This window comes from Paenibacillus alba (assembly GCF_013204855.1).
Lineage (GTDB): Bacteria > Bacillota > Bacilli > Paenibacillales > NBRC-103111 > Paenibacillus_E > Paenibacillus_E alba.
Window position 1 is genome coordinate 650,448 of the sequence record NZ_JABMKZ010000002.1, and the last position, 14,050, is coordinate 664,497.

14 protein-coding genes are annotated in these 14,050 nt (G+C 47.1%); 5 read left to right on the plus strand and 9 right to left on the minus strand.

The features are described from left to right. The first annotated feature begins 111 nt into the window (after positions 1-111). A complete protein-coding gene (locus HQN90_RS03195; RefSeq protein WP_173215286.1) occupies positions 112-309 on the plus strand; it encodes a hypothetical protein in 198 nt (65 codons plus the stop codon). A 36-nt stretch (positions 310-345) separates the two neighbouring features. Here the strand turns inward: HQN90_RS03195 and HQN90_RS03200 are convergent, their stop codons facing one another. The 4 genes from HQN90_RS03200 to HQN90_RS03215 form a co-directional block, all read right to left on the minus strand. Further along, the gene (locus HQN90_RS03200) at positions 346-837 is read right to left on the minus strand and encodes a hypothetical protein (RefSeq protein ID WP_173216303.1); all 492 of its coding nucleotides are present in this window, start codon (positions 835-837) and stop codon (positions 346-348) included. A gap of 106 nt (positions 838-943) precedes the next feature. Further along, positions 944-2,395, minus strand: a complete 1,452-nt coding sequence (gene katA, locus HQN90_RS03205) for a catalase KatA (protein WP_173216305.1) — start codon at positions 2,393-2,395, stop codon at positions 944-946. A gap of 523 nt (positions 2,396-2,918) precedes the next feature. Continuing rightward, positions 2,919-4,064, minus strand: a complete 1,146-nt coding sequence (locus tag HQN90_RS03210) for a glycerate kinase (protein ID WP_173216307.1) — start codon at positions 4,062-4,064, stop codon at positions 2,919-2,921. Between the two features lie 22 nt (positions 4,065-4,086). After that, positions 4,087-4,968, minus strand: a complete 882-nt coding sequence (locus tag HQN90_RS03215; protein WP_173216309.1) for an NAD(P)-binding domain-containing protein — start codon at positions 4,966-4,968, stop codon at positions 4,087-4,089. A gap of 151 nt (positions 4,969-5,119) precedes the next feature. On the opposite strand from HQN90_RS03215, the gene HQN90_RS03220 reads away from it, so the two are divergent. Both HQN90_RS03220 and HQN90_RS03225 read left to right on the plus strand, forming a co-directional pair. Further along, a complete protein-coding gene (locus HQN90_RS03220; protein WP_079409680.1) occupies positions 5,120-5,449 on the plus strand; it encodes a PadR family transcriptional regulator in 330 nt (109 codons plus the stop codon). A gap of 19 nt (positions 5,450-5,468) precedes the next feature. Continuing rightward, on the plus strand, positions 5,469-6,185 hold the full coding sequence (locus tag HQN90_RS03225) for a pentapeptide repeat-containing protein (protein WP_173216311.1): 717 nt from the start codon (positions 5,469-5,471) through the stop codon (positions 6,183-6,185). Positions 6,186-6,778: 593 nt separating this feature from the next. Here the strand turns inward: HQN90_RS03225 and lacZ are convergent. Further along, positions 6,779-9,925 (minus strand): beta-galactosidase, LacZ type, encoded by a 3,147-nt coding sequence (gene lacZ / locus HQN90_RS03230; protein ID WP_173216313.1) that lies wholly within the window; start codon positions 9,923-9,925, stop codon positions 6,779-6,781. Between the two features lie 134 nt (positions 9,926-10,059). On the opposite strand from lacZ, the gene HQN90_RS03235 reads away from it, so the two are divergent. Further along, positions 10,060-10,920, plus strand: coding sequence for an AraC family transcriptional regulator (locus tag HQN90_RS03235; protein WP_173216315.1), 861 nt, complete (start codon positions 10,060-10,062; stop codon positions 10,918-10,920). Between the two features lie 90 nt (positions 10,921-11,010). On the opposite strand, the gene HQN90_RS03240 is transcribed toward HQN90_RS03235, so the two are convergent. Next, a complete protein-coding gene (locus tag HQN90_RS03240) occupies positions 11,011-11,301 on the minus strand; it encodes a hypothetical protein (RefSeq protein ID WP_079418535.1) in 291 nt (96 codons plus the stop codon). Positions 11,302-11,468: 167 nt separating this feature from the next. Between HQN90_RS03240 and HQN90_RS03245 the strand changes: the two genes are divergently transcribed. Next, positions 11,469-12,071, plus strand: a complete 603-nt coding sequence (locus HQN90_RS03245; RefSeq protein ID WP_173216317.1) for a 50S ribosomal protein L25 — start codon at positions 11,469-11,471, stop codon at positions 12,069-12,071. 77 nt (positions 12,072-12,148) lie between these two features. On the opposite strand, the gene HQN90_RS03250 is transcribed toward HQN90_RS03245, so the two are convergent. The 3 genes from HQN90_RS03250 to HQN90_RS03260 form a co-directional block, all read right to left on the minus strand. After that, entirely contained in the window at positions 12,149-12,343 is a 195-nt protein-coding gene (locus HQN90_RS03250) for a hypothetical protein (RefSeq protein ID WP_173216319.1), read from the minus strand. Between the two features lie 105 nt (positions 12,344-12,448). Continuing rightward, a complete protein-coding gene (locus HQN90_RS03255; protein ID WP_173216321.1) occupies positions 12,449-13,117 on the minus strand; it encodes a GntR family transcriptional regulator in 669 nt (222 codons plus the stop codon). An 86-nt stretch (positions 13,118-13,203) separates the two neighbouring features. Next, positions 13,204-13,917: a hypothetical protein gene (locus HQN90_RS03260; protein ID WP_173216323.1), complete on the minus strand. Its 714-nt coding sequence runs from the start codon at positions 13,915-13,917 to the stop codon at positions 13,204-13,206. Between the last annotated feature and the right edge of the window lie 133 nt (positions 13,918-14,050).

Below are 14,050 nucleotides of genomic sequence, written 5' to 3' on the forward strand. Positions count from 1 at the left end.
ATTCGTTCATTCATCATAACATAGGATGATTGCAAAAGTTCATTGACACTTGCATTTCCTATCCATTACTATTGCTTAGTAGTTGTGCGATGGCCGGAGGTGAGTTCAACATTGAAACAAACGTTATCGACGGACATGCAATTGTTCGCGGCGGCCCTTTTCCAAGTGATGGTTACCGTCATCCAACGTACAGCGGATGATATCCCTGTTTTCGTTGCCGCTGGCATAGTGGCGAAGTATACCCCCTTTTATGTTCAAATTGGTGATACCAACTATCTGCGGGACGAAAGCGAGTTTCGGATCGACTAGTCCTAGTGTTGGCTTATTAGGCCATCATCCTAAATTTCAATGACATGTAATTTCACAATACGATCCTAATGGAATCAATTCATTTAAACAGTGATACATCCTTTCCTTGTCACGTTCCGAAACCAGACGTATGGCATGGAAATCAAAATAAATCAACCCTTCTGCTGCATCGTATTTCGCAAAGGACATACGACCATTCGGAAATAGCCGATTCATCGCTTCCAAAATGCCAAATTGGTTCAAATCTCTTCGCTTTGCGGCCTTAATAATAGCTTCCGGCACTTCTTGAATAAGCGGCACCTTATCGTCAACGATTTGATGATACGCTTTTACTTGATAACAGGCGTAAGGATATAAGTAACCGTTTGCATAAAGCTGCAAGTTCTGTGCGTCTTTTTCCGGCAGCTGCAAGTTTTCATCCCAAGCATAAATGGTTGCTTTGTGCTTGGAAGCCGTATGAATTCGAATATAATTCAGCCGTGGAAAACGATTCCTCACAAACTGCTCCGACAATAAACGAGTTCCCACCTTAAATCACCTCTTTCAACAAATTGCCCTGCTCTTACAGCATATGCCGCATAAAGAGGCAGCTCTCCTTTTATCTCACAAAGGAAGCTGCCTCTACTGTTATGATTTACTCCGGAATTGGCAATCCAAGTCCCTCTGCGACACGAATGCCGTATTCTGGATCAGCTTTGTAGAAGTGCCCAATCTGCCTGCTTTTAATCGCATCGCTTTCAACCGGCTGCATCGCTCCTACAATCGTTTGCACAAGACGGATACGCTCCTCGTCACTGAGTAGTCTGTATAAATCACCTGCTTGTGTGTAATGATCGTGATGATCATAAGCGACACTGTCAGCTGTACCGGAGACTTCAAAAGGCGCCGTTTTGTAGGCTGACGTTTCCGCAGCACCGCCCAAACTATTCGGCTCATAATAAACAGAACCTCCGCCATTATCATCCGAGCGCATTTGACCATCCCGCTGGTACGTATTCACTTCGCTATGCGGACGGTTAATCGGCAGCGCTTGATGATTCGCCCCTACCCGGTAGCGATGCGCATCTCCATACGCGAACAGTCGGCCCTGCAGCATTTTATCCGGCGAAGCCTCAATCCCTGGAACGAAGGTGCCCGGCGAAAAAGTAGCCTGCTCGACCTCCGCAAAATAGTTTTCAGGATTGCGATCCAGCACCATTCGCCCTAATTCTATAAGCGGATAATCTTTCTGCGACCAAACTTTGGTCACATCAAACGGATCAAAGCGATACGTATCGGCATCCTCCAAAGGCATGATCTGCACGCATAGCTTCCACGCGGGGAAATCCCCTTTATCAATGGCGTTAAATAAATCTTCCGTATGGTAATCCGGATTATCCGCTGCGAGCTTGGCGGCAACATCCGGTGCTAAGTTCTGAACTCCTTGTTCCGTTTTAAAATGGTACTTCACCCAAACGGCTTGCCCTTCCGCGTTCACCCATTTAAACGTATGGCTGCCGAAACCATGCATATGCCGCAGCGTCGCAGGAATCCCACGATCCGACATCAGAATCGTCACCTGATGCAAAGATTCCGGAGACAACGACCAGAAATCCCACACCGCATTCGGATTTTTCAAGTGCGTCTGGGGATGGCGCTTCTGAGTGTGAATAAAATCCGGAAACTTGATCGCATCACGAATGAAAAATACCGGTGTATTATTCCCAACCAAGTCATAATTGCCTTCATCCGTATAAAACTTCACCGCAAAGCCGCGCGGGTCCCTGACTGTGTCTGATGATCCATTCTCACCGGCCACCGTCGAAAAGCGAACAAACAACGGCGTCCGCTTGCCTACTTCCGCAAATAAGCTTGCTTTCGTATACTTCGTCAAATCCTGCGTCACCTCGAAATACCCGTGAGCACCGGCTCCCTTCGCATGAACAACCCGCTCTGGCACTCGCTCACGGTTGAAATGCGCCAATTTCTCCAGAAGATGCACGTCCTGAATTAACGTTGGACCCCGCGACCCCGCCGTTATCGAATTCTGGTTATCTCCAACAGGAGCTCCCCAGCTGGTCGTAAGCTTGCTCTTTTCATTACTCATAATGGACTCACCTCTTCTATGTAATCAAGGATTTTCCGATATAAGCGCTCTCATCGCTTCTCGGACTACAAAACTGACAACCTGTATGACCTTATTTCATATGTATTCGAGGACCTGTCTCATTATGATGATTTGGTTGTAACAGAATTGACTTGGGCTGCGCTACTCTTCACGCGGAAAGCTACTATTTCTGGTTCTGAGCGAGCAAAGTCGTATTTGGACGTTGCTTCAAAATAATAAGGGATAAACTTCCTCTGAAGCCCCCTAAACCCCAAAAGACTGCGAAAATGCAGGCTTTTTCAGCTAAATCAAGCTAAAAATGAAAAAACCTGCGATTATGCAGGCTTTGACTGCTTTTCAGACCTAAAATCCTGAAAAGGGCTAAAAAGCCTGCACAATCGCAGGAATTTAATGATTTCGGAAATTCCAAGCGAAAAAAGATGCATAATTGCAGGTTTGCAAAAAAAGTTCAGGTGACTTACTAGGTAGATATCCTGTTATTCCAAAGATACTCACAAACCAGTCACTCTCTAACCCGCACGCCAGCCAAATAAGTCCGCAGAACTTGCTCTGCTTTCCGCACTAGCAATTGTTCGGTTCGGCGCATCGCATCGTCTAGCTGCATCGGTCCATCCATAATACTGTGGATGCTCGTCACGCCATGCGCGTAAAGAGACTCTATGCCATCTCCAACGGAGCCTGACATAATAAAAACCGGGACGCCCAGCCGTTGAGCGGCTTGGGCAATGCCCATCGGCGCTTTGCCCGAGGCGGTCTGAGCGTCCGTTCGTCCTTCCCCCGTAATGACGAGGTCGGCCCCTTCCAGATGTGCATGGAAATTCGTCTTTTCCATCACGATTTCAATGCCCGGCCTCACCACGCTGGGAAAAAATGCTTGAAAGGCGCCACCAAGCCCTCCTGCAGCACCCGCACTAGGTGCATGGTGAATGGCAATCCCTGTATGCGTCTCAACGAGGTCCGCCCAGTGATGAAGTGCCTGATCCAGCTCCTCTACCATAGCTGGCGTTGCCCCTTTTTGCGGGCCGAACACCGCTGACGCCCCTTGCGGGCCGATCAACGGGTTCGTCACGTCTGAAGCAATCGTGAAGCGCGACGCTTGAATGCGCGTATCGAATTGCGTGCTGTCGATGCGTCGAACACGCGCAAGAGCTTGTCCGCCATCCCCTACGGCATGCCCGGCTTCATCCAGCAACTGCATTCCTAGCGCTTGCAGCATGCCGCTGCCGCCATCATTCGTAGCGCTGCCGCCAAGTGCGAGAATAAATTCGCGGTAGCCGCTATCCAGCGCATGTTTGATTAGCTGCCCGGTGCCGTAGGTTGTTGTATGCAGCGGATTTCTGGACGCCGGTGCAATCAGATAGAGCCCCGAAGCGGATGCCATTTCAATGACGCAAGTCACATTGTCGCCGAGCACGCCATATTCTGCGGTCACTTCTTCACCTAGCGGCCCGCGCACAGGTACTTGGTGGACGGTTCCATGCGTAGCACCAGTGAGACTGTCCACCGTACCTTCCCCGCCATCTGCGATCGGCATGAGTACGGTTTCGGTTCCTGGCGCAGCTAGCAGGATGCCTTTTTCGATGGCAGCGGCCGCGTCCTTCGCGCTGAGACTTCCTTTGAACGAATCAGGTGCAATGACAACCTTCATAAGTATCGTCCTTCCGCCAGACTTATTTATTCATGAGTTTGAATAAGGCTTGGGTACCGCTATCTTCTTCACCACTCGCGGCTAACTGTTCATAGAGCGATTTGGCAAGCGTAAGTCCTGGAAGCTCCAGCTTCATTTCTTCCGCTGATTCGAGCGCGATTTTCATGTCTTTGATAAAATGCTTCACATAAAAGCCCGGCGCAAAGTTGCCAGCGATCATGCGCGGCGCCAAATTGCTTAACGACCAGCTGCCTGCCGCGCCCGTTTCAATACTTTTGAGCACAGTCGTCGGGTCTAGCCCTGCTTTCTGTGCATAAACAAGCGCCTCAACAACGCCCATCATATTACTCGCGATGGCAATTTGGTTGCACATCTTGGTGTGCTGACCTGCACCCGCTGCACCTTGGTACACAATGTTGGTGCCAAGCTTCTCCAAAAGCGGCAGAACCTCATCAAATACACCACGCGTGCCGCCAACCATAATGGATAAACGCGCTTCCTTCGCACCGATATCCCCGCCGGAAACAGGAGCATCCAAAGCATACACTTGCCGTGTCAACGCTTCCTCGTAAATGCGTTTGGCCAATATCGGACTTGACGTTGTCATATCAACGAGATAACTTCCTGCCTGAGCATTAGCAAGAATGCCATTCGCACCCAAATAAATCTCTTCAACGTCTGTTGGGAACCCTACCATAGTGAAAATAACCTGACATTTGCCAGCTAATTCCCCCGGGGATGCTTCCCAATGTGCTCCTTGTTCGATTAATTCCTGTGCTTTGGATTTCGTGCGCGTAAAGATATGTACTTCATAGCCAGCTTGAATGAAATGACCAGCCATACTTTTGCCCATAACACCTGTGCCTATTAAGCCTATAACTGTTTCTGACGGAATGAATGCCACGATAATTGTCCACCTTTCCAAGCAATTGCAATTTTAACCTTAACTTATCATCGTCTGTGTTTCCGGTCAAATAACAAATGTGTAGCCGCGATAAAATTACTTTGACAGACATAGTATTTCGTTATATATTGTAAAACAGGAGGTGAGGATTATTGTTGACTTGAAAATAACATCCGATCTCATTCGGGGACATACAGATAGTATCATTCTTAAACTTTTACAATCGGGCGATAAATATGGCTATGAAATATCCAAGCTCGTGCAGGTGAGTTCCGGCGGAGAGTATGAATTGAAGGAAGCTACCATGTACTCCAGTCTAAAACGTTTAGAACAGGAAGAAAGCATTTTCTCCTATTGGGGTGATGAAACGCAAGGCGGTCGAAGGAAGTACTATCAGATTACCGACAAAGGCAAAGAGACTTATTTAACCAACAAGCGAAATTGGGAACACGCGAAAACGATTCTCGATTTACTACTATAAAGAAAGGCGGAATTCGTAAATGAATCAACGGCTATCCGTATATTTAGATGAGATTTTTGCCCATTATGAAGATTTGAAACCGATCCAGGAGCTGAAAGAAGAGCTTTCGAGGGATTTACAAGAGCGTCTGCAGGATTTGCGTAAAGAAGGCTTTGACGAGGAAGCCGCCTTTCAGCGAACGATCTCATCCATTGGCGAAATTTCCGAATTAATTGAAAGCATCCATGCGAGCACGACCAAGCTGCAGCAAATAATCGGCATCGATTTTTCTATGCAAAATTTACAGAAATCTGATTTCAAAGATATTCAAGTCCATGATGGAAAATTTAACTACAGCAACCTGCAGGATTCGGATTTCAGCAATTCAGACCTATCCCATGCCTCCTTCAAATGCAGCAACTTAGACCGCGTAAAATTTGATGGAACCAATTTGACTGGAGCTAAAATATCCAAATCCAATCTCAAAGGAGCCAGCTTTCGCAATTGTATCTTGAATCACGTTGATTTCTCTTCCTCAGATTTAACCGGAGTTTGTCTGGATAACTTATCGTTCACCGGTACAACGTTTCATCATTCAGGTTTAAAAGGCACCACCTTCCGCAATGCCACATTTCAAAGCTGCTCCTTCAAAACAGAGGTCAAAAAAGCTATTTTCGACGGTGCCCGTATGGATAAGGTGACTTACGCCTTTTTAAAAGCATTTAAAGCCGACCTAAGCAAGGTTACTATCATTTAGCGCGAATACGCCAGGAAATAACCATCACATTCAATGTGCTTTTGCGGGGGTTGGGGGCTTTTTCTATTCCGAGACTGCCTTTTGGGCAGGCTCGGAGGGGTTTTAGCTACTTTGGGTAGCTGAGGCTGCTTTTTGGGCGGGCTCAGCTTGCTTTTGCGGGGGTTGGGGGCTTTTTCTATTCCGAGACTGCCTTTTGGGCAGGCTCGGAGGGGTTTGGCTACTTTGGGCTACTGAGGCTGCTTTTTTGGCGGGCTCAGCTTGCTTTTGCGGGGGTTGGGGGCTTTTTCTCTTCCGAGGCTGCCTTTTCGGCAGGCTCGGAGGGGCATTGGCTACTTTGGGTAGCTGAGGCTGCTTTTTGGGCGGGCTCAGCTGTCTTCTCAGGGATGTCAGTCAAACTCGATAGATGCTGATACCCTCCGTTAACCAAAAAAGAACCTTCACCACAAATCAGTGGTTGAAGGTTCTTCTTTGGTTAGTCGTTAAAGGTTCTTCTTTAGTCAGTAGTAGAAGGTTCCTCTTTAGTCAGTAGTAGCAGATTCCACTTTCCACTTTAGTCAGTATTAAAGGCTCCTCTTTCGCCTGCCCTCTTAGCACTAAATCCCTTTGAACGTAAAAGCGTAAGCATACGTACGGTTCGCAAACAAAGTGAATTCAGGATGCGTTCTGGCCCCCCAGCTGTCATCTCCGCCAACGCCCATCTGCTTATAGTTCACGCGCAGCACGACTTTATCGCTGGCTGGCAGCTTGTAGGGATGATCATGAGCTTCGAGCTCCGTTGGTGTATAAGGCAAAGCATTTAATTCAACTGTCGGCAAGCCAGTAATGAGGAGACCACGTCCCTGTTCGTTCGTTAATGTCGCTGAACGCACATCGGTCTTGTTCCCGCATTCTTGCGGGCGCAGATAAGGAACCATTTGCTCCTCCACCGTTCCGCGATGAAGTGCCAGCTTAGCTCCTACCGCGCGGTCCCAATAGTTCTCATGAGGGCCACGGCCATACCAGCTCAAGTTCTGGAATGAGCGGTCCAGTTGGAACATAACGCCGATCTCTGGAATTTCCGGCAATTGTGCGCCAGGTACGAGTTCCATGCGAACTTCCACTTCACCGCTTGGCGATACCGTGTAGACCAGTTGAACGCTCGATACAGGCTGAGTGGCCAAATGATAACGTACCTTGACTTCAGCTTGACCGTCGGAAGTTGACTTCACTTGAAGAGCTTGCAGTGTTCGACTGCTGCCAGCTTCTTGCCAAGGCGCGCAACGAGCAGGATGTTGATTGCCGCGATCATTATCCGTGTAGGCACGCCAGAAATTAGAGGTTGGCCCGCTTAGGAACAACTCTGTCCCCTCGACTTTATAGGAAGTAATGTCTCCGGTAGCTTTATCGAATTCAAGTGAGAAACTAGCGCCTTTAAGGTTAACGGCGTCAGCAGTTGTCTCTATGCGGACAGCATCCTCAACAGATGTCGTCGCTGCTGTCTGAGTGAATGCCGTTTGATCGGTATAAGCCGATACCGTTTGAGCAGCAGGCAGCACATATTGCTCCCAAGCAATTTCATGACCTTGGCTTGCCCATAACGTTGTTTCCTTCAACTGCAAGCTGATCGTAAGAACGAACTCATCGTTCGGTGAGATGGCTTCCACCCGATCCAAAGCCAGCTCAATAATGGCTGTCTCGCCAGGCTTCACAGCATATTGTCCACGCTTCTCTTCGCCCACGACAACACCATTGCGTGCGATAGTCCACGTCCAATCAAACTCACCTAAATCCGTGAACAAGAATTGATTCGTTACTTTCACTTGACCTTTGGACAGATCGAGTGCTTCAAACTTGGCATTCTGATAGCACTTCTTCACTTCGTAGATTTTCGGCGAAGGTGTTCGATCTGCGAAAATCAGGCCGTTGCCGCAGAAGTTCCCGTCATTTGGCGTATCGCCGAAGTCGCCGCCGTAGGCTTGATAAGTAATGCCTTCCGGTGTTGTCGTACGAATGGATTGGTCGATCCAATCCCAGATAAATCCGCCTTGGAGAATCGGGTACTTATCAAACAGCTCCCAGTATTTGAACAAATTACCGCAGGAATTGCCCATCGCATGGCTGTATTCACACAAAATGAAAGGCTTCTTCGGATTCGTTCTAGCGTACTCCTCAATCTTCTCAATCTTGGAATACATCTGGCTTTCGATGTCGGAAGACGCCTCCGAAGCACGGAAGTGAAACACTCCTTCGTAATGAACTACTCTGGAAGGATCTTGCTCACGCAGGAAGTCATGCATTTTAATAAAATTATCACCGCCAAAGGACTCATTGCCCAGCGACCAAATCACGATAGACGGATGGTTTTTGTCCCGCTGCAGCATGGAATTCGCCCGATCAAGCACGGCTTCCGTCCATTCCGGCTTACTTCCCGGTACTGCGTCGCCTTCTTCCTCCTGCATGTAGCTCCATGATCCATGTGTTTCGAGATTGGTTTCATCAATCACATATAAGCCATATTGATCACAAAGCTCATACCAGTACGGATTGTTCGGATAGTGCGAAGTTCTGACGGCGTTGATATTATACTGTTTCATCAGCAGAATATCAGCAATCATGCTGTCTTTATCAACAGAGCGACCACGATCTGTATCAAATTCATGACGGTTCACGCCCTTGAATACGACAACCTCGCCATTTATTTTCATCAAGCCGTCGTGAATCTCAAATTTCCGGAAGCCCACTTTGCAGCTTTCTGTTTCCAACAATGCGCCCTGCTCATCTTTCAGGCTCAAAACTAACGTATACAGATTTGGCTTCTCCGCGCTCCATTTGGCTGGGCTCTCGACCTTCGCCTGCAGCTCAACTTCCTGCAATTCAACTCCGTTTACAAGCACTTCAACAGATAAAGACTTATTCCAAACAGGCTTCAGCTCACTATCGTACAAAACGGCTTCAACGCGGCGCGACCCTGTACCTTGACCATCATAATTGCTGATTTTCGCTTGAATGCGCAGCTCAGCATGCTCAAAAGCCTCATCCAAATCCGTGTTGACCATGAAATCGGAAATATGTGTAATCGGCGTAGCATACAGGTAAACATCACGGAAAATTCCGCTCAGCCGCCAGAAATCCTGATCCTCCAGCCAGCTTGCATCACTCCAACGGTAGACCTCGACGGCAAGCTTATTCTCGCCTTCTACTAAGTACGGCGTAATATCAAAATCCGCAGGTGTAAACGAGTCTTGGCTGAAACCGACCAAATCGCCGTTTACCCATACATAGAAAGCTGATTCAACCCCTTGGAAGCTTAGATAAACCGGTTGCTTTGCCCAAGCCGCAGGTACTGTAAAGGAACGAGTATATGAACCAACAGGATTGTACTTAACTGGTGCAAAAGGAGGCTTTAAATCCTCATGGCCTACCCAAGGGTAAATCAGATTGGTATATTGCGGGAAATCAAAGCCTTGCAGCTGCCAATGGGATGGAACGGCCATATCCGCCCAGGCACTCGTGTCATAATCTGTCCGATAAAAATCTTGCGGACGGCCCTGAGCATTCTCGGCAAAATGGAATTTCCATGTGCCATTCAACGACTGATAGGCATCCGAAGCCTCGCGATCTCCTACAAGCGCTTCTTGTTCGGACTTATAAGGCATCAATGTAGCGTGAGCCGCCATGCGGTTTAATTGAAAAATTTCAGGATTATTGTTCCATTCCGGATAACCGTTAGCAGGTGGGGTATAGACGTATTTATTAGCCATTGGATGAGTTCCTCGCTTCTATAAGTTGTATAAATATCTTCAACTACCCCTATATTGTACAAGACAATAATTTCTTTTAAAATATAAGATACTACGCTTCGTATATTAAAAAATGAAAGAGATGACTACTCATCATGGCCATAGATTACAGGAAATTTTTCGTCATTACCGAAACAGACCGCAAGCTCCCCCTCATCCTAGAAACGGTCGGTTACGAAATGGATCAACTTTATTACAAGCGGGAAGAAGGCTATCCCTGCTTCCACTGGCTCCAATCGATTGAAGGAAGCGGAGAAATTATTCTCGAAACCGGAGCTGTTAAGCTGGGGGAAAATCAAGGGATGCTTCTGCCCGCTGGCATACCGCACGAATACAAGCTGTCTGCTTCCCGGTGGTCGACGTGGTATTTGACTTTCGACGGTGCCTTGGCGGCGTCCATCGTGTATGCATTAGAGATTCCGTTATCCACTGCCATCAGCTGGGGAAGCGAAACGCCTCTGTCCAGTATTCACGAGTACTACTACGAGAAATACCGCTACAGCTATGATTTCACCGGCATGAACGGTTCTCTGGAGGTATATCAATTCCTCACACTGCTCAAAAAACACGGCAACGTCAACAAAAGCGCCTCCTTCTCCCAAAGCCATGAGCGTTTGCTGCCGCTGTTGTTTCAGTTGGAAATAAGCTTTGCCTCTTCAGACACCGGTCTGCCTTGGATGGCTCAGCTTCTTGGGGTCAGTCCCCAGCATGTCAACACCTTATTTCGCAAGGCATTTGGTCTTTCGCCTTATCAATATTTGCTGCAGCTTCGCTTGCAGAAGTCCAAGGAATTCCTGATCGCTCAGCCCGGACTTACCGTTAAGCAAGTCGCAGAAGCTACCGGATTTCTCGATGCGTCTCATTTCATTTCCACTTTTCGCAAATCAATCGGTTTGACCCCTGAGGTTTTCCGGAATCAATATAACCAAAAGAACCAACAGGAGGATCTCCGTTAGTTGTCCCAGCCTCAACCCAATAGAAAAGGACAGAACGATTGAGATCGTCTGTCCGCTTAGATCAACTACTATTTCCCTACAACTCGATCATTAGTGATTCGGAATAAAATCGTTGTGCGCTGCTAGCAGGTTTTGGACAAATATCTCAAAATCTGTTTTGCTAGAAGAAAACTTGAAATCGGTTACACCCGTATTAAAATCAATAATCGTTAAAGCTACGCGGTTCAATGGGTACTCAGGAATCGGTTCAGAGGCAAGAGTAATATTTTTGAAAGGGTAAATGGATGTTTCACCGTACAAACGAAGTACAGTCAGATGATCATCTCTTAACTCCAAAGAAATATGTTGATCAGAATCAGTGAAACTTTTCAGTGTACTCATTCTTTATCAATCCTCCTCTTGTCCTCTATTTTACTCCAATTCTGCTAGATAAAGAAGCCCAAATCGAAAAAAATTCCTAATTCTTACCTGTTTCACTAGGAACTTATGAGGGTACATAGAGTTAGGGCTGAACGCTGCTTTTACCAACGCTACGGAGGTGCCAGACAATGAGTACAACGATTTTACTATCCGAAAGAACCGGTCCAGTTAAGACGCTAAGAGCACAGGGGCAAATCCCTGCTGTGGTGTATAGCTCGCGTATGGAATCCGAACATGTCACCGTTCCGGAAAAAGAAATCCGCGCATCACTGAAACGCAATCCGCATGCCATTCTGACTGTTGCTTTGCCATCCAACACGGAGCAGCCGGTGATGATCCACCATGTTCAGAAGGATTCCTTAACTGGGCAGCTGCTGCATATTGATTTTTTGCAAATTGATTTGAAAGAAAAGCTCGATACCTCCATCGCTGTTCATTTCACCGGGGATGCACAGGGAACCAAAGAGGGAGGCATCCTGCAAGTCGAGACCCATGAAGTTATGATTCGCTGTATGCCAAATAAGCTGCCTGATTACCTGTCCCTTGATGTGAGTAAGCTCTTGATTGGCGAGCATCTGACAGTAGCTGATCTCGAAGTGCCTAAGGATGTTGAAGTGCTTTCAGATCCAGAGATCATCCTTGTCACGATTCTAGGCATTCAAAAGCTGGATGAAACCCTTGAGCCTTCCGCTGAAGCTGTGGATGAATCGGTGGAATCAGGCGTTTCCTGAAACACCCTTACAATAACTTATATGTAAACAAAACCGACTCTACGCATTTAATTGCACGGAGTCGGTTTTTTTATGCATCAAAAGGCATGAATCCTTGGGCTTTTAATTTTCCAAATGATAGCTTTATGCCGCTCGTCTCTAGCAACGATTGCTTTCAAGCTTTGAAGCACCTCAGCGGCCTGCTCCAAGTATTCCTTATCGCCAAACATGGCATAGAGTCTCATGTAATCATTGTAGGTATCGAGCCATTCATTGAAGTAAGAAGATGCCATCTCTATCACTCCCTTGCTTCAATGATAGAGTAAAAACATTAAACCACGATGAGTAGAAGATTAAACTTTTGTAAGATTCGTATTTTTATGAATACTTAAGCTGAGCTAGTCAATAAGCGCGTACAATTCATGCATGGGTCTGATAAAATTATGCTTCATCTCAGCCGCAGCCAAATTCGCGTCACGATCTGCCAACGCTGCAATAATCGCTGTGTGCTCTTCAACAGAAGTCAGCGTCTCCGCGACGGGTTGCTGAAGGAAAACGTACTTAAATCTTCGAATATGTATTTGCAGTGAGGCGCTAAATGAAGTGATATAGGCATTATCGGCGACCTCAATAATCAAATTATGGAACTGCTCATCCAGCTCCATGGCTTGGTAAGGCTGCCCGCCTGTGATGGCTTCGCTGAACCCAGCGTTCAGCTCCTTCAGCATTTCAATTTGCTCCGGCTTAATGAGCTGTGCGGCATATTCCGCTGCCAGTGCATGAAGCGCGGCGAGCGTTGGATACATTTTCAGAATATCGTCTTTCTCGATATTCGTCACTCGGGTTTCTTTGCCCGGATGCATGGAAACCAAGCCCTGCACTTCCAAGAGCTGAAAAGCTTCCCTAATCGGGGTTCGGCTGACAGCCAAGGATTCAGCTAATTCAGCGTCTATTAGTTTCTCTCCTGGATGAAGCGTTCCTTCAATGATCCATCTTTGGATTTGCGAGAGTGCGCGTTCTTTGGCTGACATACGTATCGGTGTAGCAAAATTAGTGGGTACAGGCATCTATCCAATCCTCCATCAGCATAACATTATATGCAATATATCGGATCTCGATAATCGATGCAAGCATTTTCAGTTTCGAACGTCTTTTACTCATCAAAAATGAGGTCATTGTACTTCACTTTCTCTTTGCTTGTTACAATCAAAAGCTCTTGCAGCGCATCATATTGAAAGTGATACACGTCAACGAACTCCTGCCCCGCTCCGAAGCCGCCTGTCAGAACGAGCTCCTCACTCTGAATTTGCAAAGAGCGATGCGGAATTTGACTGATCTGAGGCACAATTTGCCCGTCATTCAGCATCAGCTTGAGCGGAAAGGCTTTTCCTTCTTTTACGCCAAAAAAATAAGTCTCCAGGCCATGACAATCCGTATACCTAGGAACAAAGGCGAGGATGTCGATGCCTCCCAATTGGAAATGCTGCATTGGAGTCGGCGCCTCACCCTGCTGCACGATTTCAAAATCATCGGGAAATTCCGAGACCTTGCTTGAGCCCCCCTCTGACGAGGACTCCCACCACGCTTCATAGTGACCTGACCATCGTAAATCCGTCTCTTGGCCATAACAGCTAGGTGCTCCTAATGGAGCGGCCACAGCTTGGCTCAAAGGCTTGATAAGCAGCTTCCCTTCAGGAAGCGTGCCGATAGCTCTTATCAAATGATCTTCTTTGTTCCACTGAGCTTGCTCAGCAGCGGGCGAAGCAGCAGGCTGAATGAGAGGTGACCGATCTTTGTCTGCACAAGCGGACAAGGCAAGAATGAAATTCAAAACAACCAACGACATATAGTTTGATTTGTTAAGCACTGCGACTATAGCCTCCTTCATAGAACAATGCGGCTCTCTTTCGAGGGAAGTTGCCTACATTAGACTATTTCACATCGAAAAAAGTTCCAATTTCTACCTATTATTTTTTGAAATAAATGAACATAATAAAGCC